The 24,385-nt window shown below is 75.7% G+C and carries 26 protein-coding genes; 9 read left to right on the top strand and 17 right to left on the bottom strand.

Annotated features, from left to right (window positions below; translation table 11 throughout):
- Positions 1-3 precede the first annotated feature (3 nt).
- Positions 4-954 (bottom strand): hypothetical protein, encoded by a 951-nt coding sequence (locus tag ACQPX6_RS01285; protein WP_433784897.1) that lies wholly within the window; start codon positions 952-954, stop codon positions 4-6.
- 116 nt (positions 955-1,070) lie between these two features.
- Here ACQPX6_RS01285 and ACQPX6_RS01280 point away from each other — a divergent pair, with 116 nt between their 5' ends.
- Both ACQPX6_RS01280 and ACQPX6_RS01275 read left to right on the top strand, forming a co-directional pair.
- A complete protein-coding gene (locus ACQPX6_RS01280) occupies positions 1,071-2,369 on the top strand; it encodes a septum formation family protein (RefSeq protein WP_433784896.1) in 1,299 nt (432 codons plus the stop codon).
- A 3-nt stretch (positions 2,370-2,372) separates the two neighbouring features.
- Entirely contained in the window at positions 2,373-2,717 is a 345-nt protein-coding gene (locus ACQPX6_RS01275) for a metallopeptidase family protein (protein ID WP_433784894.1), read from the top strand.
- Positions 2,718-2,720: 3 nt separating this feature from the next.
- Here the strand turns inward: ACQPX6_RS01275 and ACQPX6_RS01270 are convergent, their stop codons facing one another.
- Positions 2,721-3,353 (bottom strand): TetR/AcrR family transcriptional regulator, encoded by a 633-nt coding sequence (locus ACQPX6_RS01270; protein WP_433784892.1) that lies wholly within the window; start codon positions 3,351-3,353, stop codon positions 2,721-2,723.
- Between the two features lie 47 nt (positions 3,354-3,400).
- On the opposite strand from ACQPX6_RS01270, the gene ACQPX6_RS01265 reads away from it, so the two are divergent.
- Positions 3,401-4,300 (top strand): alpha/beta fold hydrolase, encoded by a 900-nt coding sequence (locus ACQPX6_RS01265; protein ID WP_433784891.1) that lies wholly within the window; start codon positions 3,401-3,403, stop codon positions 4,298-4,300.
- Here the strand turns inward: ACQPX6_RS01265 and ACQPX6_RS01260 are convergent.
- The 3 genes from ACQPX6_RS01260 to ACQPX6_RS01250 are packed head-to-tail and all read right to left on the bottom strand — an operon-like array spanning position 4,290 to position 6,879.
- Positions 4,290-4,946: a histidine phosphatase family protein gene (locus tag ACQPX6_RS01260; protein ID WP_433784889.1), complete on the bottom strand. Its 657-nt coding sequence runs from the start codon at positions 4,944-4,946 to the stop codon at positions 4,290-4,292. The two genes, ACQPX6_RS01265 and ACQPX6_RS01260, sit on opposite strands and share 11 nt — an antisense overlap.
- Positions 4,943-5,932, bottom strand: coding sequence for a prephenate dehydratase (pheA, locus tag ACQPX6_RS01255; protein WP_433784888.1), 990 nt, complete (start codon positions 5,930-5,932; stop codon positions 4,943-4,945). The genes ACQPX6_RS01260 and pheA overlap by 4 nt, the downstream gene beginning before the upstream one ends.
- A gap of 44 nt (positions 5,933-5,976) precedes the next feature.
- The gene (locus tag ACQPX6_RS01250) at positions 5,977-6,879 is read right to left on the bottom strand and encodes a hypothetical protein (RefSeq protein WP_433784886.1); all 903 of its coding nucleotides are present in this window, start codon (positions 6,877-6,879) and stop codon (positions 5,977-5,979) included.
- Positions 6,880-7,002: 123 nt separating this feature from the next.
- Here ACQPX6_RS01250 and ACQPX6_RS01245 point away from each other — a divergent pair, with 123 nt between their 5' ends.
- Complete coding sequence (locus ACQPX6_RS01245) at positions 7,003-7,839, top strand: DUF2470 domain-containing protein (RefSeq protein ID WP_433784885.1); 837 nt, start codon at positions 7,003-7,005, stop codon at positions 7,837-7,839.
- Here the strand turns inward: ACQPX6_RS01245 and ACQPX6_RS01240 are convergent.
- Genes ACQPX6_RS01240 through ACQPX6_RS01230 form a run of 3 tightly spaced genes read right to left on the bottom strand, consistent with a single transcriptional unit; the run spans position 7,811 to position 9,806 of the window.
- Positions 7,811-8,167, bottom strand: coding sequence for a DUF3817 domain-containing protein (locus ACQPX6_RS01240; protein ID WP_433784884.1), 357 nt, complete (start codon positions 8,165-8,167; stop codon positions 7,811-7,813). The genes ACQPX6_RS01245 and ACQPX6_RS01240 overlap by 29 nt on opposite strands.
- On the bottom strand, positions 8,164-8,598 hold the full coding sequence (locus ACQPX6_RS01235) for a hypothetical protein (RefSeq protein ID WP_433784883.1): 435 nt from the start codon (positions 8,596-8,598) through the stop codon (positions 8,164-8,166). The genes ACQPX6_RS01240 and ACQPX6_RS01235 overlap by 4 nt, the downstream gene beginning before the upstream one ends.
- Before the next feature lie 17 nt (positions 8,599-8,615).
- A complete protein-coding gene (locus ACQPX6_RS01230; protein WP_433784882.1) occupies positions 8,616-9,806 on the bottom strand; it encodes an FAD-dependent monooxygenase in 1,191 nt (396 codons plus the stop codon).
- A gap of 62 nt (positions 9,807-9,868) precedes the next feature.
- On the opposite strand from ACQPX6_RS01230, the gene ACQPX6_RS01225 reads away from it, so the two are divergent.
- Positions 9,869-10,687: a CPBP family intramembrane glutamic endopeptidase gene (locus ACQPX6_RS01225; protein ID WP_433784881.1), complete on the top strand. Its 819-nt coding sequence runs from the start codon at positions 9,869-9,871 to the stop codon at positions 10,685-10,687.
- Here the strand turns inward: ACQPX6_RS01225 and ACQPX6_RS01220 are convergent.
- Positions 10,684-11,595, bottom strand: a complete 912-nt coding sequence (locus ACQPX6_RS01220; RefSeq protein ID WP_433784880.1) for an SDR family NAD(P)-dependent oxidoreductase — start codon at positions 11,593-11,595, stop codon at positions 10,684-10,686. The two genes, ACQPX6_RS01225 and ACQPX6_RS01220, sit on opposite strands and share 4 nt — an antisense overlap.
- On the opposite strand from ACQPX6_RS01220, the gene ACQPX6_RS01215 reads away from it, so the two are divergent.
- Both ACQPX6_RS01215 and ACQPX6_RS01210 read left to right on the top strand, forming a co-directional pair.
- On the top strand, positions 11,594-12,838 hold the full coding sequence (locus ACQPX6_RS01215; protein WP_433784879.1) for an arginine deiminase: 1,245 nt from the start codon (positions 11,594-11,596) through the stop codon (positions 12,836-12,838). The two genes, ACQPX6_RS01220 and ACQPX6_RS01215, sit on opposite strands and share 2 nt — an antisense overlap.
- A 165-nt stretch (positions 12,839-13,003) precedes the next feature.
- Positions 13,004-13,942, top strand: coding sequence for a DUF5914 domain-containing protein (locus tag ACQPX6_RS01210; protein ID WP_433788162.1), 939 nt, complete (start codon positions 13,004-13,006; stop codon positions 13,940-13,942).
- A gap of 88 nt (positions 13,943-14,030) precedes the next feature.
- Here the strand turns inward: ACQPX6_RS01210 and ACQPX6_RS01205 are convergent, their stop codons facing one another.
- On the bottom strand, positions 14,031-14,756 hold the full coding sequence (locus tag ACQPX6_RS01205; protein WP_433788161.1) for a class I SAM-dependent methyltransferase: 726 nt from the start codon (positions 14,754-14,756) through the stop codon (positions 14,031-14,033).
- A gap of 370 nt (positions 14,757-15,126) precedes the next feature.
- Here ACQPX6_RS01205 and ACQPX6_RS01200 point away from each other — a divergent pair, with 370 nt between their 5' ends.
- Both ACQPX6_RS01200 and ACQPX6_RS01195 read left to right on the top strand, forming a co-directional pair.
- Positions 15,127-16,488 carry a ferric reductase-like transmembrane domain-containing protein gene (locus tag ACQPX6_RS01200; RefSeq protein WP_433784877.1) on the top strand — a complete coding sequence of 454 codons (1,362 nt, stop codon included), beginning with the start codon at positions 15,127-15,129 and terminating at the stop codon, positions 16,486-16,488.
- A gap of 31 nt (positions 16,489-16,519) precedes the next feature.
- Entirely contained in the window at positions 16,520-17,068 is a 549-nt protein-coding gene (locus ACQPX6_RS01195) for a ferritin (protein WP_433784876.1), read from the top strand.
- On the opposite strand, the gene ACQPX6_RS01190 is transcribed toward ACQPX6_RS01195, so the two are convergent.
- The 7 genes from ACQPX6_RS01190 to ACQPX6_RS01160 all read right to left on the bottom strand — a co-directional run bounded on the left by ACQPX6_RS01190 (position 17,003) and on the right by ACQPX6_RS01160 (position 24,366).
- Positions 17,003-18,031, bottom strand: coding sequence for a DUF4328 domain-containing protein (locus ACQPX6_RS01190; RefSeq protein ID WP_433784874.1), 1,029 nt, complete (start codon positions 18,029-18,031; stop codon positions 17,003-17,005). The two genes, ACQPX6_RS01195 and ACQPX6_RS01190, sit on opposite strands and share 66 nt — an antisense overlap.
- 17 nt (positions 18,032-18,048) lie before the next feature.
- Positions 18,049-18,378: a rhodanese-like domain-containing protein gene (locus tag ACQPX6_RS01185; RefSeq protein ID WP_433784873.1), complete on the bottom strand. Its 330-nt coding sequence runs from the start codon at positions 18,376-18,378 to the stop codon at positions 18,049-18,051.
- 41 nt (positions 18,379-18,419) lie between these two features.
- Positions 18,420-20,030: a solute symporter family protein gene (locus ACQPX6_RS01180; RefSeq protein WP_433784872.1), complete on the bottom strand. Its 1,611-nt coding sequence runs from the start codon at positions 20,028-20,030 to the stop codon at positions 18,420-18,422.
- Positions 20,027-20,398 (bottom strand): DUF485 domain-containing protein, encoded by a 372-nt coding sequence (locus ACQPX6_RS01175; protein ID WP_433784871.1) that lies wholly within the window; start codon positions 20,396-20,398, stop codon positions 20,027-20,029. The genes ACQPX6_RS01180 and ACQPX6_RS01175 overlap by 4 nt, the downstream gene beginning before the upstream one ends.
- Before the next feature lie 227 nt (positions 20,399-20,625).
- Entirely contained in the window at positions 20,626-22,365 is a 1,740-nt protein-coding gene (locus tag ACQPX6_RS01170) for a cation acetate symporter (RefSeq protein WP_433784869.1), read from the bottom strand.
- A 7-nt stretch (positions 22,366-22,372) separates the two neighbouring features.
- Positions 22,373-23,509, bottom strand: coding sequence for a hypothetical protein (locus tag ACQPX6_RS01165; RefSeq protein ID WP_433784868.1), 1,137 nt, complete (start codon positions 23,507-23,509; stop codon positions 22,373-22,375).
- The gene (locus ACQPX6_RS01160) at positions 23,506-24,366 is read right to left on the bottom strand and encodes a LytR/AlgR family response regulator transcription factor (protein ID WP_433784867.1); all 861 of its coding nucleotides are present in this window, start codon (positions 24,364-24,366) and stop codon (positions 23,506-23,508) included. Before ACQPX6_RS01160 ends, ACQPX6_RS01165 begins: the two co-directional genes overlap by 4 nt.
- Between the last annotated feature and the right edge of the window lie 19 nt (positions 24,367-24,385).

The raw sequence follows: 24,385 nt of genomic DNA, 5'->3' as shown, positions 1-24,385 counted from the left end.
CGGTCAGCTGCCGCTGGAGCTGCTGCCCCCGCCGCTGCTCGAGCTGCCGCCCCGGCCGCTGGTGCCGCTGGAGCTGCTGCCGCCCACGCCGAGGCCGCCGCGGCTCACCGTGCCGCTGCTGCCGTTGCTGGTGCCGAGCGTGCTGCCCGAGGTGCCGCTGCGCACCGTCGTGCCGCTGGCCGGCGGCGCCGTCGACCCGGTCGTGGCCCGCGACCCGACGGGGGCGTTCGACCCGTAGTTGTAGTGGTACTGGCCGCCGAAGCCGCCGATGAAGATCGGCACGAAGTGGCCGCCGCTGTCGTAGTAGCCGCCCTGCTCGTTGCCGCCGCAGTTCTCGTCGGGCACGACGACGCCCTGCGGGTCGACGCACTGGGCGCTGACCTCGTCGGGCTGGCTCGCGGCGTAGACCACCGCGACCAGCGCCACGACGCCGACCGCGACGCCGCCGCCGATGAGCACCCGCTTGCGGACCTTGCGCTTGCGATCGGCCGCCGCCGCGGCCGCGTCGGCCTGGGCGCGCTCGCGGCGCTGGGCCTCGCGGCGGGCGCGCTGCTCGGCCACCGTGGGCTCGCGGGGCGTGGTGTTCTCGGGGTCCTGGAAGCGAACCCGCCCACGCCGGCCGCGCTCGCCGGACGTCGCGACCTCGCTCGACCCGGATCCGGACCCGACCGCGGCCATCGCGCCGCTGCCCGAGCCCGACGACCCGGCCCGCGGCAGGCCCGAGGGCGGGGTGGCGTCGTCGGCGCCGTCGCCCGTACCGCCCTGGTCGCTCGCCGCCGCGGCCTCGTCGGCCCGCCGGTGCTTCGCGGCCGCGGACGTGTCGACCTTCTCGGTCGGCCGGTCCTCGGTGGACGGCTGCTCCCCGCGGGCGGCGTCCGCCCGCAGGGCGTCGAGGTCGACCTTCTCGGTCCGGCGCTCGGACGGCTCCGCCCGCTCGTCGTCTCGCCCCGTCATGACCCCTCCACCCCAGCCGTCACCGGCGCCGCCCGGCGCGCACCGGTCACCGTCGATCCTGCCCGACCGCGACCTGCGCCGCCGCGGCGGACCTCGGGCGGCATGATGTCAGGGCGATGCTCCTCCGGGAACGCCAGTCCGGGCCCTCCGGTGAGGACCGCCCCGACGGCGACGACGACGACCTGCGCGACCTCGACGGGGATCCGCGTGGCCACCGGTGGCTCGACCGTGTGCTCGGGCCCGACGACGCCACCGATCCCCGCCGCCGCGCCGCGCGCCGCGGCGTGATCGGCATCCTCGCCGGTGCGCTGATCATGCTGGTCGCCGCGACGGCGCTCGCGGCCACCGGGCAGGGCCTCGGCGTGCTCGGCGTCGCCGACCAGCGGCCGTCGGCCAGCGGCGGGTCGTCGTCGGGCGAGGACGGCGACGAGCGCCCGGTGCTGACCACCGAGCCCGGCCGCTGCCTGACCTGGGGCCGCGACGACGCCGGCGACGTCCGCGAGGTCGACTGCGGGCAGCCCCACCTGTTCGAGAGCGTCGGCGCGGTGGACGCGACGCAGCCGCCCGGGGCCCTGTTCCCGGACGACGCCGCGTGGCAGCAGCTCGTCACCGACCAGTGCACGCCGGCCGCGCGGACCTACCTGCAGGGCCGTCTCGACCCGGCCGGGCGCTACCGGGTGGGCGCGCTCAAGCCCACCGCGGCCGCGTGGCAGGGCGGTGACCGCACGGTTCGCTGCGGGCTGCAGGCCCCCGGCCGCACGGGCGCGCTGTTCCCGTCGCAGGGGCGGGTCGCCGACGCCGACCAGGCCGTCGTCTTCGACCCGGGCACGTGCCTCGGGCTCGTCGGCAAGGAGGTCTCCGACCCCGTGACGTGCGGCGAGACCCACGCGGCCGAGGTCGCGGGCACCGTCGACCTCGGCACCCAGTTCCGCGACGCCTTCCCGTCGGTCGACGACCAGGACAACTACCTGCAGCCGACCTGCCAGCGGATCGCCGAGCAGTACGTGGGCTCGGCGCAGAAGCTCACGGACTCCAAGCTCACCGTGTACTGGACCAACCTCGCCGAGGGCTCCTGGAGCGCCGGCACCCGGCGCGTGAGCTGCAACCTCGGCTCGCTGCTGGCCGACGGCTCCGGGTTCGCCCCGCTGACCGGCACGGCCCGCGAGGGCGTGCGGATCGGCGGCGAGGCGCCCGCCACCGCGCCGAGCCTGCGCCCCGGCGCCCCCGCGTCGGTGCCCGGTGCGGCGGCGCCGGCCCCGGAGGGCGAGGGCGCGGCCACCGGCGGCACCGCGGGCGAGCCCGGACCGGGCCAGACCGACGGCGGCCAGCCCGGCCTGCCGCTGCCGTCGCTGCCGGTCCCCGGCCTCGGTGGCGGGGGTGGCGGCGAGGACGCCGGCGGGGGCGGCGGCTACTAGCGGGTGGACGTCGGAGCCGCACGCTTCGAGGAGCTCGTCGCCGACGCGCTCGACGAGCTGCCCGAGGCCCTGACCCGGGCGATGGACAACGTCGTCGTGCTCGTCGACGACCGCCACCCCGACGACCCCGAGCTGCTCGGCGTCTACGAGGGCGTGGCGCTGACCGAGCGCTACAGCGACTACGGCGGGTTCCTGCCCGACCGGATCACGCTGTACCGCGAGGCGCTCGCCGACGTCTGCGAGGACGAGGACGAGCTGCGCGAGGAGGTCGCGGTCACCGTCGTGCACGAGGTCGCGCACCACTTCGGCATCGACGAGGAGACGCTGCACCGCCTCGGCTGGGGGTAGGTGCTACCCGCGTCCCGGGTCCAGCGCGGCGGCGAGCATGCCCGTCAGCACGCGCCGGAACAGGTCGTCCGAGGACTCCGACGGCGGGGCCGGGGCGGCGGTGGCCAGGAGCGCGGCGAGGCCGGGGTGGCGGTCCACGTCGAGGTGCCGGAAGAGCTCCGCACCGGCGGGGGGCCCGCCCGCCGCGAAGAGGGCCGCGGCCCCGTTCGCCAGCGCGATCGCCTCCATCACCGCGGCGTCGGGGGCGCCGAGGGGCGCGAGCACGCGGATCCCCCACTCGAGGTGGTCCAGGACCCGCGGGCCCAGGGGCACCGGCACCGCCGAGGCGGCGGCCAGCCAGCGGTGCGCCCGGTGCAGCGCGAGCTGCTGCTCGGCGACGGCCACGAGATCGCCCGTCCCGTCCCCGCTCGGCGGCGGGTGGCGCAGCTCCGCGGTGACCCCGTCGACCATGTGCCCGACCAGCTCCTCCCGGGAGGCCACGTAGCGGTACAGCGCGGGCGCGCTCGTCCCGAGGGCGGCGGCCACGGAGCGCATCGTCACCGCGTCGAGCCCGCCCCGGTCGGCGAGCGCGATCCCCGCCGCCGCGATGCCGTCCACGGTGAGGGACGGGGCAGGGCCGGGCCGTCGGGCGTTCACCGGCGACAGCCTATCTGTTAACGTTGTTCGCAGTTGAGGAGGCCGCCATGCCCGAGGTCCGGTCCGTACACCGCGGCGACGTGCGGATCGCCTACGAGTCCTTCGGCGACCTCGCGCACGGCGAGCCGCTGCTGCTGGTCATGGGCCTGGACTTCCAGATGGTCTGGTGGCCCGAGGAGCTCGTCGGGCGGCTCGTCGACGCCGGATTCGCGGTGGTGCGCTTCGACAACAGGGACACCGGGCTGTCCACCGCCTGCGCGCCGCTGGAGCGGCCGCGGCCGTACCGGGCGCTGCTGGGCGGTGTGGCGCCGGCCTACACCAGCCGCGACATGGTCGACGACGCCCTCGCGGTGATGGACGCCGTCGGGTGGGCCGACGCGCACGTCGTGGGCGCGTCGATGGGGGCGGCGCTGGCGCAGGGCGCGGCGGCGGAGGACCCGCACCGGGTGCGTTCCCTGGTCAGCATCATGGGCACGCCGGCCGACGTCGGGCTGCTGCGGACGGCGCGCTACGTGCGGCCCGGCGTGTTCCGCACGCTGGCGCGGATCCGCCCCGGCGAGACCGACGAGGAGCAGGTCGAGGCCCTCGTCGCGATCTACCGGGCGCTGTGGTCGCCCGCGCAGCCGTTCCCGGAGGAGTGGGCGCGGGCGACCGCGCGCACCAGCCACGCCCGGCGCCCCCGCGACCGGGCCACGACCCAGCGCCAGCTCGCGGCCGGGCGGGCGCACCGCTTCCCCGACCCCGCGACGATCTCGGCACCGACCCTGGTGATCAACGGCCTCGACGACCCCCTGATCCGGTGGACGGCGGGCCGGGACACCGCTCGGCGCATCCCCGGCGCCCGGTTCGTCGCGCACCCGGGCATGGGCCACGCGGTGCCGCCCGCCCTGTTCGGCGCGATCGTCGACGACGTGCGGCGCGTGGCCGACCGGGCGCTCAGCCGGTGACGTCGTCGGTGTTGGGCAGCCCGCCCGGCACGGCGCTGCGCCACGCGACGAGCTCCCACCCGCTGCCGCGCGGCCGCAGGACGACGCGCCCGCAGTTGGCGACGTGCTCCTCCTCGGGGGGCGGGGTGCCGACGTGGTCGACGAGCTCCTGCGCCACCACGCGCAGTGCGGCCCCGTGGCTGACGAGCACGACGGTGCCGCCGTCGGCGTGACGTTCGCGCAGGTCGGCGACGACGGGCGCGTAGCGGGCGAGCAGGTCGCGCCCGCTCTCCCCGCCGGGGTGCGCGGCGTCGAGGTCGCCGGTCTGCCAGCGGTCGACGACGTCCCGGAACGCCGCGATCGCGGGCTCGTCGTTGCGGCCCTCGAGCTCGCCGACCTGCACCTCGTGCACGCCGGTGACCTCGACGGGGGCGAGGTCGAGCTGCTCGGCGACGAGGTCCGCGGTCTCGCGGGCCCGCCGCGCCGGCGAGTGGTACAGCGCGGTCACCGTGCCCTCGGCGCCGTCGGCGAGCTCGCGGCCCAGCGCCGCCGCCTGCAGGCGCCCCAGCTCGGTGAGTGGAGGCCCGGGCAGCACGGTGTCGAGGACGCGGTCGATGTTGGCCTGCGTCTGGCCGTGGCGGGCCAGCACGAGGCGCAGGTCGCTCACGCGCCCGTCCCCTCGCGCAGCGCGGCGAGCCAGGAGGCGGCCTCGGCCCAGTCCTTGACGGTCTGCCCCGGACCCGGCCCGTCGCCGGCCGCGGGACCGGCCCCGGTGAGGTGGGCGCGCGGGTAGGACCCGAGGAACCGCACGTCGGTGCACCGGCGGCGCAGCGCGGCCAGCGCCTCGCCCATCGCCGGGTCGGCGACGTGCCCGGTGCCGTCGAGGAAGAACCAGTACTCGCCGCGGCGGTCCTTGAGCGGGCGGGACTCGATGCGGGTGAGGTCGACCCCGCGCACCGCGATCTCGGTGAGCACGGCCAGCAGCGCGCCCGGCACGTTGTGCGTGGTGGCGGCCAGCGAGGTGCGGTCGGCGCCGGTGGGCGCGGGCAGCGGGCGGCCGTCGGGCGGGCGCACGAGCACGAAGCGCGTCACCGCGTCGCCGGTGTCGTGCACGCCCGAGGCCAGCTCCACCAGGCCGTGGTGGGCGGCGGCGACGGGCGCGCACACCGCGGCGTCGACCTCGCCGGCCGCGACCTGCGCGGCGGCGGCGGCCGTCGAGGACGTCAGCCGCACCTCGGCGCGGGGCAGGTGCTCGGCGATCCACCGGCGGGTCTGGGCCTCGCCGTGGGGGTGCGACGCGACGCTGGCGACGGCGTCCGCGGTGGTGCCCGGGCGCACGAGCACCGAGAAGCGCACCGGTAGCAGGATCTCGCGCACGATCACCAGCGGGGGCGTCTCCACCAGCCCGTCCATGGTGGCCGGCACCCCGCCCTCGACCGAGTTCTCCACCGGCACGCACGCGGCGTCCGCCTCGCCCGCGCGCACCGCGTCGAGTGCGGCCGTGGTGCTGGGCAGGGGGCGCAGCTCGGGCTCGGGGTCGCCGAGCGCGTCGTCCAGGACGCCGGGGCCCAGCGTGTGCAGGGCCTGCTCGCAGAACGTGCCGTGCGGGCCGAGGAACGCCACCCGCTGGGTCGAGCTCCGCTGACCGGTCACGCCCACCGAGGTTACGGCCTCGTCGCGACCGCCCCCCGCACCGTTCAGAGCAGGCCGAGCCGGGCGAGCTCCGCGCCGTGGGAGGCGGCCGCGGTGGAGCCGAACGACGAGAACAGCGAGCGCAGCCGCACGGCCGCCGCCGGGTCGGCCGCGGCGAGCTCCCCCGCGAGCGTCGCCCCGTCGGTGACGCGCAGCGCCTCGCCGATGCGCTCCTCGGTGCCCTCGCCGGGGGCGGCGTCCTGGGCGCGCAGCGTCGCCACCAGCAGGTTCAGCCAGCCGTGGTGGGTGAAGCCGGTGGCGGGATCGGTGTGGCGCACGGCGGCCTGCAGCCCGATGCTCGCCGTGAACGACCGCCCGGCGCCCACGACGAGCGCGAGGAAGCCGGCGACGTCGTGGACGCCCGGGAACGCCCCGGCCCGCCCGCCGCCGCAGCGCAGCTTGGGCCGGCAGCCGTGGTCGACCACCCGGCGCACCCCGTCGAGCCAGTCCGCGGAGCCGTCGGCGTCGGGGCGTCGCGGCTCCACGACGGCCACGACCTCGTCGGGGACGAACTCGGTGACCCGCTCGAGCCAGACCGTGTCGACGTCGTGCGGGGCCGGCATCTCGACCGTGCGCGGGTCGAGGAGGGCGGCGCGCGACGAGGTCAGCGACAGCGCCTTCGGCACGCCGCCGAGCCCGGTGTCGACGGCGAGCGCGACCGGCATCGGACCCGCGGGCCGGCGCTTGACCAGCTGGGCGACCAGCTCCGAGATGCGCGAGACCGGGACGACGAGCGACCCGATCAGGCCGCCGCCGTCGGCGGCGCGCGCGGCGAGGTGGGCGTCCACGACCGTCGCCATGTCCGGGCGTGGGCCCTCCGCCACGAGCGCCGCGTCGTCGACGATGGCGCGGAGGACCGGGGGCACACCGTCGACCGGTGCCCCGCCGGCCTCGGGGACGGTGGACACGAGCGCACGGTAGCGCTCGGCTCGCGGCGGACCCGGCACCGGCCCGGGGATCCCACGGCACTCTCGCCTCCCGCGCCGAAGTGAGGTTAGGCTCCCCTCAGTTCACCGGACCCGAGGAGCCCGATGGCCAGGAGCCGACCCCCCGCACCACCCGTCCCCACCCCCGCCGAGCGCGCCCGGACCCTGGCCGGCCGCGCGCAGCACGCCTCGGTCGTCGGTCAGGTGACGGGGGACGGCTGTGATGGCGAGCCGGACCTGCGCGCCGCCCCGACGCTGCACCACGTCCCGGCCACCGGGGCCGCGACGCTCCAGTTCGCCGAGGACCACCCGCTCGTCGTGGCCGCCCGCGACCGCCGCGACGCCCTGCTGCCCGTGATGCTCGAGCTCGCCGACGTCGCGCCGGTGACCGTGCGCCGCCCCGTGCGCGGGCTGCTGTGGCTGTCCGGGCGCCTGCGGGTGCTGCCGCTGCGGGTGGCCCGGCGCGCCGCGCTGCGCATCGCCGCCGAGCAGCCCGACGAGCGCCTGCTCGACGTCGGCCACGGCGACGTGCTGCTGCGCCTCGAGCCCGCGATGGTCGTGCTCTCCGACGCCGAGGGCACCGAGGCCCTCGCCCCCACCGCGATGGCCGCCGCGCCGCCCGACCCCGTCGCGGCCACCGGCGACCGGTGGCTCGCCCACCTCGCGGCCGCGCACGCGGGGACCCTGTCCTCGCTGGTCCCCCGCCTGCCCCCGCACCTGCGCCGTCCCGGGCACCGCCTGGCCCCGCTCGGCGTCGACCGCTACGGCCTGCGCCTGCGCGTCGAGACCGAGCGCGACGACCACGACGTGCGCCTGGCCTTCGCCGCGCCGCTGTCGTGCCCCGGCCAGCTCGGCGGGGCGGTGCGCGCCCTCGTCGGCGACGACCGCCGCGACGGGGTGCCCGGGCTGCGCGCTACGCCGCGTCCCGCAGCGGACGCGTGATCTTCCGCTCCGCCACGAACGACACGAACGGGATCGTGCCCGCGAGCGCCACGAGCACGGCACGGCCCACCGGCCAACGGTCGCGGTAGGCGAGGTCGGCGGTGAGCAGCAGGTAGCCCATGTACAGGAAGCCGTGGATCGGCCCGACGATCGCCACCACGGTGCCGTCGCCGGCCAGGTACTTCAGCGGCATCCCGACCAGCACGAGCACGAGCAGCCCGACACCGACCACCCAGGCGCCGACGCGGTAGCGCTTGAGCGCGGCGACGACCTCGGGCGTGGGCCGGGTCTGCGGGACGGACGTCTCGGACGCCCCGGACGCTGTCACGACGGATCGGTCTCCTTCTGCTCACGAGCGGCGAGCTCGGCGAGTGCCGCGTTGTACCGCGCCCGGCCCGGGGCGGGCGCGCCGCCGGCGTCGAGCCCGCCCGGGCGCACGCCTGCGGGCCGCGGCCCGAACGGGGAGTCGCCGGGAGCGTCGCGGACGGGGGCGTCGTGCGGGAGCGACGCGGCCGGCTCCTGCTCGGCCCGCACCTCGTCCAGCGCGCGGGCCTCGGTGCGCAGCATCCGCCACCAGAGCGCGGCGAAGAACAGCCCGAACAGCGGCCACTGGAACGCGTAGCCGGCGTTGAGCAGCGAGCCGGCGGGCGACTCGGCCCGCAGGAGCTGCCAGTAGGCCATGCCACCGCACACCACGACGGCCGCGAGCGCGACCAGCGTCCACCCGATCCAGCGCGGGGTGACCAGCAGGCGCAGCACGCCGTCGAGGCTACCGATCAGGCCGCGGGGTAGTCGGGCAGCGCGAACCGGTCGGCCGGCGGGCGGGTCAGCCTGCCGACCAGGCCGCCGAGCTTGTCCGACACCGGCGCGGCGACGCCGAGGACGGCGCGCTGGAGCTTCACCGCGGCGGTGCTGCGGGGGTTCATGGCCCGGATGGCCAGCGGCTTGACCTCGTCCTGGGCCCGCTGGGCCGAGGGCCGCACGATCTCCTCGTAGCGGGCGAGGGCCGTCGGCACGTCGGACCGGGTGCCCAGCTCGCCGGCCAGCACGTGGGCGCCGACCAGGGCGAGGCTGGTGCCGGTGCCGAACGGGCCGGTGGCCCAGGCCGCGTCGCCCAGCAGCACGGTGCGCCCGGCACTCCAGCGATCGAGCCGGACCTGCCCGACGGCGTCGAAGTACAACGGGGCGTCGTCGAGGGCGGCGAGGACGCGGGGTGCCTCCCAGCCCGCGTCGGCGAAGGTGCGGCGCAGGATGAGGATCTGGTCGTCCCGGTCGAGCTCGCCGAGCCCGCGGACGTCGCTGACGAAGGCCAGCATGGCGCGGGTCGTGCCGCGGTTGTCGGGCCGCAGGCTGGTGCTGCGCGAGCCGGCGGCGGTGTGCCAGCGCCACCACCGGTCGTCGTCGGCGGTGCGCGGGATCGTCAGGTAGGCGATGTGCAGGCCGAGCTCGGTGGTGTCGGCGTCGGGCAGCACGAGCGACCGGGTCCGCGAGTGCGTGCCCTCCGCGACCACCACGACGTCGGCGTCGATCCGCTCGCCGCCCTGCAGGGTCGCCGTGACGTGGTCGCCGTGGTCGGCGAGGTCCGCGATCTGCTCGCCGAAGCGGTAGTCGGTGTGCTCGCGGGTGCGCTCGTAGAGGACGCGGGAGAGCTCGCCGCGCAGGATCTCCATCTCCGCGGTGCCGCCGTCGGAGTCGTTCTCGCCGGCCGGGAACTCGGCGACGCGGCCACCGGCGTCGTCGACGAAGCGCAGCCCCACCTCGCCGGTGCCCGCCGCGAGCAGCGTGTCCTCGAGACCCATCCGGCGCACGACCTCCCGCGCGGCGCCCCGGACGTCGACGTTCTGGCCCTCGTCGCGCAGCCGCGGCGCGCGCTCGAGGACGGTGGTGCGCCAGCCCCGCGCGGCGAGCTCGTGGGCGAGGGCGGGCCCGGCGATGCTGGCGCCGGAGATCAGGGCGTGGCGGGTCACGACGACCGGCTACCCCGGTCCTCCGGCCGCGACGACTGACGCCGACCCCTAGATTCGCCCCGGTGACGACGGCACGGGACGTCTGGCGCGGGTGGGCCCACCCCGCCGTCCCCGCGGTCACGCCGCTGCCCCCGCGCGAGCGGCGGCTGCTGCGCACCGAGCTCGTCGTCGTCTTCGCGGTGACGCTCGGCCTCTCCGGCGTGCGCAGCCTGGTCTCGCTGCTCGACGCGCTGGCCTCGCCGGTGCCGCTGGACCAGCGGCAGGTCGCGATCGACGAGACGCTCGCCCGCAACCCGTGGGCCGACCTCGCCGCGCAGCTCGCGTCGTCGCTCGCGCTGGTCGCCTGGGGCGCCCTGGGGCTCTACCTGCTCGTGCGCGCCGGCGCCGGACCCCGCACGATCGGCCTCGACGGGCGCCGCCCGGGGCGCGACGCGCTGGGCGCGGTGGGGCTCGCCGCGCTCATCGGGATCCCGGGGCTGGCGCTCTACCTCGGCGCGCGGGCCCTGGGCCTCAACACCACCGTGATCCCCTCGATGCTGGGCGAGCAGTGGTGGACGGTGCCGGCGCTGATCGTCTCGGCGTGCGCCAACGCGTGGGCCGAGGAGGTGCTGGTGGTCGGGTACCTGCTGCACAGCCTGCGTCGCCTGGGCGTGGGCGAGAACCGCGCGCTGGCGATCTCCGCGGTGCTGCGCGGGTCGTACCACCTCTACCAGGGCCTCGGCGGCGGCGTGGGCAACCTGCTCATGGGCCTGGTGTTCGGGCGGGTGTGGCAGCGCACCGGCCGGCTCTGGCCGCTGGTCGGCGCCCACGCCCTGCTCGACGTCGTCGCCTTCGTCGGCTCGGCGCTCCTGCGCGGTGCGCTGCCCTTCCTGCCCGCCTAGCTGATGATCTTGTGCCGCGAGCGCGCCATCATGTTCTCCGGCGCCGGGTCGATGCCCGCCTGCTCGAACAGCTCCGCCATCCGGTCCGGGATCGCCTCGGGGTCCCAGCGGTGCCCGTCGCCGCGGATCTCCGCCACCGACGTGAACGGCTGGTAGAGCTCCACCGAGTCGCCCTGCACGCCGAAGACCTTGCCGCTGATGTGCGACGCGTGGTCGGAGGCGAGGTAGGCGACGAACGGCGCCACGTTCTCGGGGTCGAAGAAGTCGAACTCGCCGCGCTCGAGGCTCTCGCGCCGGTCCTCGCGCACATCCGGGGGCAGCAGGGCCTCGGTCATGCGGGTCAGCGCGGACGGGGCGATCGCGTTGGAGGTGACGTGGTAGCGCGCCATCTCCATGGCCACGATCGTGGAGAACGCCGCGATGCCCGCCTTGGCCGCGCCGTAGTTCGCCTGGCCGAAGTTGCCGAGGATCCCCGACGTCGACGCCGTGTGCACCAGGTGCCCGGGGCGCTCGTTCTCGCGCCAGTACCGGCACGCCGCCCGGGTCGGCGCGAAGTGCCCGCGCAGGTGGACGCGGATGACGTCGTCCCACTCGGCGTCGGACATCTTCACCAGGGTGCGGTCGCGCAGGATGCCGGCGTTGTTGACCACCGCGTCGAGGCCGCCGAAGCGCTCGACGGCCGTCTTGACGAGCTGGTCGGCCACGTCGGCCTCCGACACGTCGCCGGGCACCGCGATCGCCTGCCCGCCCGCGGCGGTGATCTCGCCGGCGACCTCGTCGCCGACCTCGGCGTCGAACTCGGCGACCACGACGGCCGCCCCCTGCCGCGCGCACTCCAGCGCCTCACCGCGCCCGATGCCGCGGCCGGCACCGGTGACGACGACCACCTTGTCCTCGAGGAGTCCCATGGCTGCGCACAGTAGAGCCGCCGCCCTAGGGTCGCCGACCGTGGTGGACGCCCCGCACGTGGACTCCGAGGTCGGCGCGCTGCGCACCGTGGTGCTGCACCGTCCGGGCCCGGAGCTGGAGCGGCTGACCCCGCGCAACGCCGATCGCCTGCTCTTCGACGGCATCCCCTGGGTCGAGCGCGCCCAGGTCGAGCACGACGCGTTCGCCGACCTGCTGCGTTCCGAGGGCGTGCGGGTACTGCTGCTGGGCGAGGTGCTCGTCACGTCGCTGCGGGACCCGGCGGCCCGCGAGGCCGGGATCGCCGACGCCGTCGACGAGCGCACCCTGGGCCGCGAGCTGGGCGAGGCGGTCCGTGCCGAGCTCTCCGGGCTCGACGACGCCGCGCTCGCCGAGGCCCTCATCGGCGGGCGCACGTTCGCCGAGCTCGCCGTCACCGGACGCTCGCTCGTGCGGGCGATGGCCGGCCCGCACGACTTCGCCGTCGACCCGCTGCCCAACCTCATGTTCACCCGCGACTCGTCGGTGCGCGTGGGCCCGCGGGTGGTCGCGTCGTCGATGGGTATGCCCGCACGCCGCCGCGAGGCGACGCTCGTCGCCCTGGCCCAGCGCCACCACCCCGAGCTCGGCGTCGTCGCCCCGACCGCGGCGCGCGACACCTCGGCGGTCGAGGGCGGCGACGTGCTGCTGCTCGCGCCCGGGGTGCTCGCGATCGGCGCGGGCGAGCGCACGAGCCCGGCGGGCGCCGAGTCGTTCGCCCGCGCGATGTTCGCCGACGGCCTGGCGCACACCGTGCTCGTCGTCCCCATCACCCAGCGGCGGGCGACGATGCACCTCGACACCGTGGCGACGATGGTCGACGTCGACACGATGGTGATCTACCCGGGCGTGCTCGAGGGCCTCGAGGCGTGGACGGTGCGCCCGGACGGCCCGGACCACCTCGAGATCACCGGCCCCGAGCCCTTCCGGCCCGCCGCGGCGCGGGCGATGGGCGTGGACGTGCTGCGCGCGGTGGACACCGGGCTGGAGTCGGTGGCCGCCGAGCGCGAGCAGTGGGACGACGGCAACAACACCCTCGCCGTCGCCCCCGGGCGGGTCGTGGCCTACGAGCGCAACACCACGACGAACGGGCGGCTGGCGGCCGCCGGGATCGAGGTGCTGACGATCGCCGGGTTCGAGCTGGGCTCGGGGCGCGGTGGCCCGCGGTGCCTGTCGTGTCCCTGGGAACGTGCCCCTCTGGGGTGAAGGTTCGTTCGTTCGGCGCAGCACGCCGTGCGTCCAGCCACAGCCCGCTGCCTGTCACTGCGACCGCACGACACCCGGCCTAGCGTCGCTTTCGTGCTCAAGAAGGCGGATCGGCGCGCCACCGCGAACCCGCTGCGACGGCTGTCGGGCGACGAGTGGGCGGCCATGGAACCCACCTGGCGCGACGCCAAGGTCGGCATCATCGACGCCGCGCTGGCCCGCGCCACCGCGCGGCCCTCGGGCAACTGGTACGTGGTCGGCGCGAGCCGCGACATCCGCACCGGCACGCCATTCGGGACGACGGTCGCGGGCGTGGAGCTGGTCGTCTGGCGCTCGCCGGACGGGTCGCTGCACGTGGGGCCGGGCGCGTGCCCGCACCTGGGCGCGGACATGTCCACCGCGGTGCAGTCGGGCTGCGAGCTGATCTGCCGCTGGCACGGCCTCGCACTCGGGCCGTCGGGGCGCGCGGGCTGGCGCACGCTGCCCGCCCACGACGACGGTGCGCTGGCCTGGGTGCGCCTCGACGCGGTCGGCGGCGAGGAGCCCACCGCCGCGCCGATCCTCCCGGTGCGCCCCGACGTCGACGCGAGCGTGGTCGCGGTGGCCTCGATGGTCGGCACGTGCGAGCCCGCCGACGTGATCGCGAACCGGCTCGACCCGTGGCACGGCGCCTGGTTCCACCCGCACTCGTTCGCCGACCTGCGCGTCGAGCGTGCACCGGGCCGCGAGGCGTCCGAGGAGGACGACCACTTCGACCTCAAGGTGGCGTTCCGGGTCTCGAAGAACTGGGGCATCCCGGTGCGGGCGCGGTTCACGTGCCCGGAGCCGCGCACGATCGTCATGCACATCACCGAGGGCGAGGGCGCCGGCAGCGTCGTCGAGACCCACGCGACCCCGCTCGCCCCGCACCCCGACGGCCGCCCCCGCACCGCGGTGGTCGAGGCGACGATCGCCCACTCCGCCCGCCCCGGCTTCGCCCACGCCCGCCGCGCCCAGGCGCTCCTGCGGCCGGCGATGGAGTGGACCGCCAAGCGCCTGTGGAAGGACGACATCGAGTACGCGGAGCGCACCTACGCCGTGCGCGCCGCCCGCCGCCGCGGCTGAGCCTCCCTCAGCGTGGGGTTGTGCCAGCGTGGGGGCCACGCTGGCGATCAACGCCAGCAAATCCCCCACCTCGCGGCGACCTGGGTCGTCAGCGGCGACCCAGCACCGTGTGCACGATCCCGCGCTGCCAGCCGTCGACCGGCCGCGTGTGGACCTCGCGCAGGCCGGCGTCGCGCAGCCGCTGCTCGAGGCGCGCCAGGCCGTCGAAGGCCAGCACGCTGCGCCAGAGGTAGCGGTACAGCGAGGCGTCGCCGGTGACCCGCCACCCGAGCGGGATGATGATCACCCAGCAGACGGCGGTCCAGATCGCGCGGGCGAGCGCCGAGTCGGCGACCGAGTACTCGTGCACCGCGATCGGCGCACCGGGCGCGAGGTGCTCGACGAGCACGGACAGCCCGGCGTCGCGGTCGGGCAGGTTGCGCACGAGATAGGCGGCGAGCAGGCCGTCGAACGGGCCCTCGATCGCGGCCTCGGCGAGCGCCGTCCCGAGCTCCTCGGCCCGCGCGTGCACGAACCGCACGCCGTCGGGCCACGACTTCTCGCGGGCCTTGGCGAGCATCTCCGCCGAGGCGTCGACGCCGATGATCCGGGCCGCGGGGTAGGTCTCCACCAACGCGGCGGTCGACAGCCCCGTGCCGCAGCCGACGTCGAGCAGCACCGCGCCGGCCCCGTCGCCGTCCAGTCCGAGGCGGCGGGCAGACAGGAGCAGGTGCTCGTGGTAGCCGGGGTTGGCGCCGACGAGGCGGTCGTAGGAGTCCGCGTCCTGGTCGAACTGCGCCGACACCCCGGCCGCGGCGGTGCTGCGGTCGAACACCGGGCGGCCCCGCAGCGACCGCAGCGCCGGCGGCACGAGCGCCGCGAGACCGACCGCGCCGACGACGAACGCGAGCCGGGGCGAGGTCCGGCGATGCCTGCGCAGATGGAGCACGGGGGGCATCCTGCCGGGTCGCGCGTGACTCGGCGCCGCGAGCCGGTGGCTTTCCTGCCGTTGAACGCCAGCGTGGCCCCCACGCTGGCAAGACACGCCAACCTGAGAGCCCGTCTCAGCAGACGGACCACGCCCTCACCCGAACGGGCGAGCAGGGGGCGCCTGGGCGCGCCGCAGGCGCCCGTCGTCGCGCCACGGACGGCCACGCTCTCAGACGCGCCGGGCCGGTGATCGCGACTGCCTACCGTCCGTGCCCGTGCAGCAACGGTGGACTCGCGCCCTGTGGGTGGGCGCCCTCACGGCCCTCGTGGTGGTCCCGGTGGCCCTGCTCGCCTCGCGCGGCGGGGACTCGGTGCTCGGAATGCTCTCGGTCGGGCTCGGCCTGCTGGCCGCGTGCCTGCTCGTCGTCGTGGTCGTCGTGCCCTCGCGGGTGCGCACGCTGACGCGGTCGTTCGGCGTCGAGCGGATCCTCGGCCTGCACCGCTGGCTGGGCATCCTCGCGGTCGTGCTCGTCGGGCTCCACCTGACGGTCGCGATCGTCAACCACCCGCGCCTGTTCAACCCCTTCCAGTCCCCGGCCGCCGCCCAGGCCGGCTGGTCGTCCGCGGCCGGCCTGCTGCTCGTGGGCCTCGTCGCCGCACGCGGCCGCCGCCCCGGCGCGCGCTACGAGATCTGGGCCCGCCTCCACGTGCTGCTCGCCGGCGCCGCGCTGGTCCTCGCCGGCCTGCACGTGTTCTGGCTCGGCAACCTCGTGACCGACCCGCTGATGCGCTGGGTGCTCTCGGCGCTGGTGCTCGTGCTGCTCGGGGTGCTCGCGCACCGGTGGGTGTGGCGCCCGCTGTTCTCCCGCCAGGGCGCCTACGTCGTCTACGGCGTGCGTCGCGAGAGCCCCACGGTGAGCACGCTCGTGCTCGCCCCGGTGCACCTGCGCCGCGGCGGCCTGCGCTTCGCGCCCGGCCAGTTCGTGTGGCTGCGGCTGCGCCGCGGGGTCGTCGGCGCCGAGGAGCACCCGTTCACGATCGCCTCGAGCGCCCGGGTCACCGGGCGCCTCGAGCTGACCGTCCGCGACCAGGGCGACTTCTCGGGCCTGCTCTCCACCCTGCGCACCGGCAGCAAGGTGTGGCTCGACGGCCCGCACGGCTCGTTCACCGCCGAGATCGCGCACGACTCCCCGGGCCTCGTGCTGCTCGCCGGCGGCGTCGGCATCACCCCGATGATGAGCATGCTGCGCACGCTCGCCGACCGCGGCGACGACCGCACGCACCGCCTCGTCGTCGCCGAGCGCGGCCACGAGCCGCTGTTCGCCGACGAGCTCACCGCGCTGGGCCGGCGCCTGGACCTGCGCGTCACCCGCACCGAGGGCCGCCGGATCGACGCCGCCCTGCTGGCCGAGGTGCTCCCGCACGACCCCGCGTCCCGCGCTGCGCTCGACTACTTCGTCTGCGGGTCGCCCTCGGTGCTCACCGGGTCGCTCGCCGCCCTCGAGCAGCTCGGCGTGCCCGCCGGGCGCGTCCACACCGAGCAGTTCGGCTGGACGGGCGCGATCCCCGTGGCGCCCCCCGGCGACGCCCCGCCCGCGCCCCGCAGCCGGCACGGACGACGGTCGGCGCGCACCTGACCGGCGCCGGACCGCCCCTACACTCGCAGGCATGACCGCCGCGACGTCGACCTTCCACGACCTGCTGCGGGCCCAGATCCGCAACGAGTTCACCGCCTCGCAGCAGTACACCGCGGTGGCCGTGTACTGCGACGACCAGGACCTCCCGCGGCTGGCCGGGCACTTCTACGCGCAGGCGCTCGAGGAGCGCAACCACGCGATGGGCATCGTGCAGTTCCTGCTCGACAACGACATCCCGGTGACCATCCCCGGCATCGACGACGTGCGCACCGAGTTCGCGTCGCTCGAGGACGTCGTCGCGCTGGTGCTCGCGCAGGAGCGCACGGTCACCGACCAGATCGAGACGCTGGCCCGCACCGCCCGCGACGAGGGCGACTACATCGGCGAGCAGTTCATGCAGTGGTACCTCAAGGAGCAGGTCGAGGAGGTCGCCTCGATGAGCACGCTGCTGGCCATCGTGCGCCGGGCCGGCGACAACCTCTTCCACGTCGAGGACTTCGTGGTCCGCGAGATGTCACCCGACCTCGGCAACGACCCCACCGCTCCCCCCGCCGCCGGCGGCAACGCCGTCCTCGGCTGACGCATCGGGGGCCGACGCGGGTCCCGACACCCCCACCACCGCCTCGCGCCCCGCCGGGCGCAGCTCGGGGGCGAGCAGCTCGGTGAGGTGCGCGACGACGAGCACGGTCGCCACCGCGGCGACGGCGGCGGCGACGTCCGCGACCGCGTGCAGCAGCACGGCGTCGGCGAGCGCCTGGGTGCTCTCGCCCAGCCCGCGCAGCACGGCGAGGACGCCCAGCACCACGCTGGCGTCCCAGGCGATCCACCAGCGCCGCACCGGCGTCGACGGGCGCGGGCGCGCCGCGGCCGGCTCCCCCGACGCGGCGTGCTCGACCTCGGCCAGCGCCGCCCCGGGCACGGTGAGGTTCGGGCCGGGCAGGACGCTGCCGAGCACCACCGCCCAGGTCCGCCGCGCGGGACGCGTCCCCGAGATCGTCGCCGCGAGCCCGCGCGCCCGGTGCAGCCAGAGCAGGAACTGCGCGCCGGTCGCGAGCGCCATCACCGGCGCGAGCAGCCCGACGAGCGTCACCAGCGCGTCGGAGAACGCCAGCGGACCCGACGACAGCGCGGCGCTGCGGCTGGCGACGAGCAGGCCGTAGCGCCAGAACTCGGCCAGCGCGGCGACCCCGGCGAGCGCCGCGGTGACGGTCGCGAGGCGCACGAGCAGCCCGGCGGTGCGGCGCAGGGCGTCCTCGGGCTCGCGCGCCGGGGGCAGCGCGAGCGGGCCGTCGTCGCCCGGCTCGGGCGCGGGCATCCAGGTGCGCAGGCTCCAGCGCGGGGTGGCGCGGTAGCGCGGGGGCCCGGCGTAGGGGCGCCGCGGCCGGCGGGGCTCGCGGGGGCGCATCGCGTCGGGCGGCAGCGCCACCCACCGGACCCCGGCGAGGACGCGACCGCAGTGCACGCAGTACCGGGTCGCGCCGGCACGCGGCGCGCCCGGCGAGTCCGGCGGTGGCTGGGGCCGCCCGCAGCGCGGGCAGGTCACGGACACGTCCTCACGGCTCAGACCACCCGCGCCGGCCCGGGGCCGTTGGCGGTCAGCGGCCGGCCCTCGGCCTCCCAGGCGAGCATGCCGCCGCTGACGTTGACCGCCTCGTGGCCGCGCTGGAGGAGGTACGCCGTGACCTGCGCGGACCGCCCGCCGACCTTGCAGACGACGGCCAGCGGGCCCGGCGGGACCTCGTCGAGGCGGGCGGTGAACTGCGACATCGGCAGGTGCACGGCGTCGGGCGCGTGGCCCGCGACCCACTCGTCGTCCTCACGCACGTCGAGCAGCGTGGCCCCGGGCGGGATCGCGCCGGGGCCGACCGAGGGCAGACCGGGATGGCTCACGCCGCCATCCCATCACGCAGGCCTGCCCCCGGCGCGACCAGCTAGTGGTCGGCCCCCGTGCGGGACGCGCCCGCACCGGTCATCGACCGGACCTCCATCTCGGAGAACTTCGCCTCGTTCACCGGCTCGCGTGAGCCGACGAACGTGCCGACGATGCCGAGCAGGAACGACACGGGGATCGACACGAGCCCCGGGTTCTGCAGCGGGAACAGCGCGAAGTCGACGCCCTCTCCGAAGATCGAGGTCTTCGTGCTGGAGACGACCGGCGAGAAGACGATCAGCAGGATGCAGACCGCGAGCCCGCCGTAGATGCTCCACAGCGCCCCGGTGGTGTTGAACTTCTTCCAGAACAGCGAGTAGAGCAGCGTCGGCAGGTTCGCCGAGGCGGCCACCGCGAACGCCAGCGCCACGAGGAACGCGACGTTCTGGCCGTTGGCGAGGATGCCGCCCAAGATGGCCACCACGCCGACGACGAGCGCGGTGCGACGGGCGACCTTGACCTCCGTGCCCGGCTCGGGGTTCCCCTCCTTGATCACGTTCGCGTAGATGTCGTGCGCGAACGAGGCGGCCGCCGTGATGGTGAGCCCGGCGACCACCGCGAGGATCGTCGCGAAGGCGACGGCCGCGATGATCGCGAGCAGCAGCGTCCCGCCGATCTGGTAGGCCAGCAGCGGGGCGGCGTCGTTGACGTTGCCGCGCTCGGTGGTCACCGTGCCCGCGGGCAGCAGGGCGGCCGCGCCGTACCCGATGACCAGGGTGAAGAGGTAGAAGATACCGATGATCCAGATCGCCCACTGCACCGAGCGACGGGCCTCCTTGGCCGTGGGCACCGTGTAGAAGCGCATGAGGATGTGCGGCAGGCCGGCGGTGCCCAGCACGAGCGCGAGGGCCAGCGACAGGAAGTCGAGCTTGGTGGTCAGCGTCTTGCCGTACTGGTTGCCGGCGTCGAGCAGCGGCTTGCCCGTGTTGGCCACCGCGTCGCCCAGCAGGCCCGACAGGTTGAACCCGTAGAGGCCCAGCACCCAGACGGTCATGACCGAGGCGCCGATGACCAGCAGCGTCGCCTTGATGATCTGCACCCAGGTCGTGCCGCGCATGCCGCCGTAGAGCACGTAGACGACCATGAGGATGCCGACCACCGCGATGACCAGCGACTGACCGTCGAACGGTGTGCCCGGGACGTTCTTGACCCCGAGCAGCAGCGAGATCAGTCCGCCGGCACCCGCCATCTGGGCCAGCAGGTAGAAGAACGACACCAGCAGCGTCGACACCGCGGCGGCGGCGCGGATCGGGCGCTGGCGCATCCGGAAGCTCAGGACGTCGCCCATGGTGAAGCGGCCGACGTTGCGCAGGAGCTCGGCGACCAGCAGCAGGGCCGTGAGCCAGGCGACGAGGAAGCCGATCGAGTACAGGAAGCCGTCGTAGCCGTACACGGCGATGGCGCCGGCGATGCCGAGGAACGACGCGGCCGAGAGGTAGTCGCCGGAGATCGCGATGCCGTTCTGCGGCCCGGTGAACGAGCTGCCGGCGGCGTAGTAGTCGGACGCGGTGTTGGAGGCGCGGCTGACCCGGTAGACGATCAGCAGGGTCACGACGACGAAGAGCGCGAAGATCCCGATGTTGAGGGCCGGGCTGCCGACCTGGGTGCTCACAGCTTGTCCTCCACACGCTGGCGCAGCGCCTCGGCGTCGTCGTCCAGGTTCTTGTTGGCGAAGCGGACGTAGATCGTCGCGATGGTGAAGGTGGAGACGAACTGCAGCAGGCCCAGCACCAGGCCGACCGTGAAGTTGGTGCCGCCGATGCGGGTGTCGACCACGCCGTGGGCGAAGTCGGAGAGCAGCACGTAGACGAGGAACCAGCCGAGGAAGACGGCGCTCATCGTGAAGATGAAGCCGCGCCAGCGACGGCGCAACGACACGAACTCGGGCGAGCCCTGCACCTCCTGGTACGCGGACGGGGTGTCGGACGTGGAGGCCGAGAGCGGGCTCGACCCTCCGGGCCTGTCGTCGGTGGCACTCACGAGGTCTCCGCGGGTTTGTCCGTCGTCGTCACGATCGCGCCGAACCCTAATCCGCCCCACATCACACCGACTACTCCCTTCGTGTGACGACCCACCCGGGCATCACTCGACGAGCCCTCCAGACTCGACCCGACCGATTCAGCGGTGAACGTCCGACTCGTCCGTTCTTACCCTGCGCGATCGATTGCTCACACAGTGTGGCCGGAACAGTACGGGACGGGTACCCGTCAGGCCGAGGGACGCGCCCCGCGGCGGGCGTCGCCGAGGCCCAGGCGCTCCGGCGCGTGCAGCCGCAGCAGCGTGCGGCCGACGTTGGCGGGCACGCGGTGCGGCGAGTTCCGGCTGACGACGACCATCACGAGGAACGTCAGCGGGACGGTGACCAGCGCGGGGCGGGCCAGCAGCACCCCCACCCAGCCACCCGGCGCGACGCCCGCGAGGGTCGAGCCGACCGCGGCCACGGCGACCCCGCCGCCGACGAGCATGCCGATGGTCGCCCCGCGGTCGGTGAGGCCCTTCCACCAGATCCCGAGCACGAGCAGCGGGCAGAACGTCGAGGCAGCGACGGCGAAGGCCAGCGAGACGGTGAGCGAGAAGTCGAGCCGGCTCGCCCCCAGGGCGCCGACGATCGGCACGACGCCGCCGACGTGCGCGGCGATGCGGAAGTCGCCCAGCTTGCGGGGCAGCAGGTCGGTCGAGAGCACCCCGGCCACCGACAGCAGCAGACCCGAGGACGTCGACAGGAACGCGGCGAAGGCCCCGGCGGCGACGAGGGCCGCGAGCGCGATGCCCGACCAGCCCGGCAGCGCCGCGGTCGGCAGCAGGAGCACCGCGGCGTCGGTCTGCCCGGTGACCAGCAACTGCGGCACGTACAGCCGCGACAGGGCCCCGAGCAGCACCGGCAGCAGGTAGAAGCCGCCGAGCATCGCCAGCACGACCACCGTCGTGCGGCGCGCGGCCCGGCCGTCGGGGTTGGTGTAGAAGCGCACGAGCACGTGCGGCAGGCCCATGGTGCCCAGCAGCAGCGCGAGGATCAGCGAGTACGTCGCGAGCAGCGAGTGCCCGTCCTCGGTGCCCCCGGTCAGCGGGGCCGACCAGGACGCGGCGTCCGGGTCGGCGTCGCTGACCACGGGCACCGCCGCGCCGGCCGGGAAACGGAGCGTCGTGCCGGCGTCGACCCGGTGCAGGCCCGGCGCCCAGGACACCGGCCCGTTGACGGTCGCGCCGTCGACCTCGCCGCGCACCCCGATCTCGACGGGCGCGGGGACCTGCAGGGTCACCGGGGTGCTCACGTCGACGCTGGTGGCATCGGTGAACACGGGCGGCGGCGGCTCCGACGAGCGCGACGGGCCGAGCACGAACACGGCGACCAGCACCAGGGCCGGTACGGCGAGCGCGGTGAGCTTGAGCCAGTACTGGAACGCCTGGACGAAGGTCATCGAGCGCATGCCGCCGAAGGTCACGCTGGCGGTGACGACGAGCCCGACGGCCACGATGCCGACCCACGGCGGCGCGGTCGTCAGCACCGTGAGCGCGAGGCCGGCCGCCTGCAGCTGAGGCAGCAGGTAGAGCCAGCCGATGATCACGACGAACCACGTGGTGACGGTGCGCAGGAGCGTCGAGTCGAGGCGGACCTCGGCGAAGTCGGGAACCGTGTACGCGCCGGAGCGCCGCAGCGGGGCGGCCACGAAGAACAGCAGCGCCAGGTAGCCCGCGGTGAAGCCGACCGGGTACCAGAGCCCGTCGACGCCGTCCTTGAGCACGATGCCCGCGACGCCCAGGAACGACGCCGCCGACAGGTACTGCCCGGAGATCGCGGCGGCGTTCGCGCGGGTGCCGACGGTGCGCGAGGCGGCCAGGAAGTCGTCGGTGGTGCGCGCGACCCGCACGCCCAGCGAGCCGATGACGATCGTGACGACCGCGACGACCACGATGGCGGCGACGGCCACGTACCCCGCGGTGTCCACGACCGCCTCAGTCCTCGACGTTGTCGGCGAAGTCGAGCTCGTTGCGCTCGGCCGTGCGCACGTACAGCCAGGCCAGCGCCAGCATGAACGGGTAGGGCGCGAGTCCGAGCACCAGCCAGGGCAGCGTCACCCCGGCGACCTCGAGGGTGCCCGCCCGCGGCAGCACCAGGAAGATCACGGGCAGGGCACCGAAGACGAACACCGCGACCAGGCCCAGGCGCACGCCGAGCGCGAGCTGCGAGCGCAGCAGGTTGCGCAGCAGCAGCTCGCCGGTCTCGGTCTGCTGCTCGATCTCGGCGACCGTGCGCACCGCGCGCGTCGGCACCCGGCGCTCGGCGAGGACGACGCGGACCCGGTCGCCCCCCGCGGCGTCGGCGGGGTCGCCCGCGGCGCCGACGGACGGCGGGATCACCACGCCGGGCCCGGTCCAGAGCGCGGGGCTGTCCGCGTCGGTGGTGTGGGCGGCGTGGCCGGCGTGCGAGGTGGGGACGACGCCGGCCGGCGCCGGGGTCAGGGGCGCCGGGCCGACGCCCCCGGGACCGGTGTACGGCGTCACCGCGAACTGCTCGGTCTCGGCGTCGGGGGCCGCGTGGCGCGGCGTGTAGCCCGAGGGCGGGGTGTGGGTCGAGGTGCCCGGGGACTCGGGCCGGGCGTGGCGGCCCTGGCGGCGCGCGACCCCGGGCGGCGGCTGGCCGGGCGAGGGGAAGGTCGGCGGCACCGGGCGGCGCGGCGGGTCGGGCACCGCGACGGGCTCCGGGCCGGTGGAGGGCGTGGGGCCCGTGGCCGCGTTCATGGGGCTCGGGGGCGTCGGCACCCCGGTGCCCGGGCGCCCCGAGCGCGAGGGCCGCGACCGGCGGAGGGTGCCCGTGTCGGTGGCGGTCTCGGCGTCGGTGTCCGGCTCCGGGTCCGGTGACGCGGACCAGGAGAAGTCCTCGCCGTCGGCCGGGTCGGGCCCGTCGTCGTCCTCGTCGTCGTCGTCCCACGCGCCGGCGCCGAACGGCGCGGCGTCGGCGGGCGGGTCGGGGACGGGACGCAGGGTGTCGACGTGCGTGGTGGCGGAGCTGCCCGTGGACGCCGAGGCGTCCGTCCCGGCGGTGTCCGGCCGCGGGCCCGATGCCCGCGCCGGGCCGCCGGGGGAGCTCACCGTCGTCCCCAGGCCTGCTTCGTCGAGCGGACGAGACGGTCCTTGAGCTCGCGGGTGTGCCGCCGGCTGACGGGCAGCTCGGCGACGTCGGGCCCGCTGCCGAGCCGCACCACGTAGCCCGAGCCCGCGAGGCGCAGCTCGGTGATCAGCGGGAGCGCCACGAGGTACGACCGGTGGATCCGGACGAACCCGGCGTCGGACCATCGCTCCTCGAGCACCGACAGCGGGATGCGCACGAGGTGGCTGCCCTCGGTGGTGTGCAGGCGCGCGTAGTCGCCCTGCGCCTCCACCCAGCGCACCGTCGAGCGCTGCACCAGCTTGGTGGTGCCGGCGAGCTCGACGGGGATCACCTCGTCGTCGCCCTCCTCGTCGGTGGCGGGCTCGACGGGCACCGTGGTCCCGCGCGAGGACAGGATCCGCGACAGCGAGGCGTAGAGCCGCTCGGGACGCAGGGGCTTGAGCAGGTAGTCCACCGCGCCCACGTCGAAGGCCTCGACGGCCCGGTCGTCGTGCGCGGTCACGAAGACCACGGACGGCGGGATGACGTAGCGGGACAGGACGTTGGCCAGCTCGAGGCCGTCGAGACCCGGCATGCGGATGTCCAGGAACAGCACGTCCACGTCGGACTGCTTGGCGGGCGACGGCAGACCCGCCGGTGGCGTACCACCGCCGCCGAAGCCGCCCAGGTCCACGCGGTCGCCGCCCGTGAGGATCCGCAGCGCCGAGATCGAGTCGGAGGCGCGCAGCACGGTGCCCACCCGCTGGTCCTGTTCCAGCAGGTAGGCGAGCTCCATGAGCGCCGGTTCTTCGTCGTCGACGGCGAGTACTACGAGGCCGTCGTTCTCACTCGTGTTCACTGCCACGCCATCCTGCCCA

The organism is Actinomycetospora sp. CA-101289 (assembly GCF_050955895.1).
In the GTDB taxonomy this organism is placed as follows: Bacteria; Actinomycetota; Actinomycetes; order Mycobacteriales; family Pseudonocardiaceae; genus Actinomycetospora.
The sequence above is the reverse complement of the archived record's forward strand: the minus strand, read 5'-3'. Positions and strand labels throughout refer to the sequence as shown.

What these genes read in the sequence shown, in the direction of transcription:
- ACQPX6_RS01285 (WP_433784897.1), bottom strand. Translation starts at nt 954, where the DNA reads ATGACGGGGCGAGACGACGAGCGGGCGGAGCCGTCCGAGCGCCGGACC.
- ACQPX6_RS01280 (WP_433784896.1), top strand. Translation starts at nt 1,071, where the DNA reads ATGCTCCTCCGGGAACGCCAGTCCGGGCCCTCCGGTGAGGACCGCCCC.
- ACQPX6_RS01265 (WP_433784891.1), top strand. Translation starts at nt 3,401, where the DNA reads ATGCCCGAGGTCCGGTCCGTACACCGCGGCGACGTGCGGATCGCCTAC.
- ACQPX6_RS01245 (WP_433784885.1), top strand. Translation starts at nt 7,003, where the DNA reads ATGGCCAGGAGCCGACCCCCCGCACCACCCGTCCCCACCCCCGCCGAG.
- ACQPX6_RS01215 (WP_433784879.1), top strand. Translation starts at nt 11,594, where the DNA reads ATGGCTGCGCACAGTAGAGCCGCCGCCCTAGGGTCGCCGACCGTGGTG.
- ACQPX6_RS01220 (WP_433784880.1), bottom strand. Translation starts at nt 11,595, where the DNA reads ATGGGACTCCTCGAGGACAAGGTGGTCGTCGTCACCGGTGCCGGCCGC.
- ACQPX6_RS01210 (WP_433788162.1), top strand. Translation starts at nt 13,004, where the DNA reads ATGGAACCCACCTGGCGCGACGCCAAGGTCGGCATCATCGACGCCGCG.
- ACQPX6_RS01195 (WP_433784876.1), top strand. Translation starts at nt 16,520, where the DNA reads ATGACCGCCGCGACGTCGACCTTCCACGACCTGCTGCGGGCCCAGATC.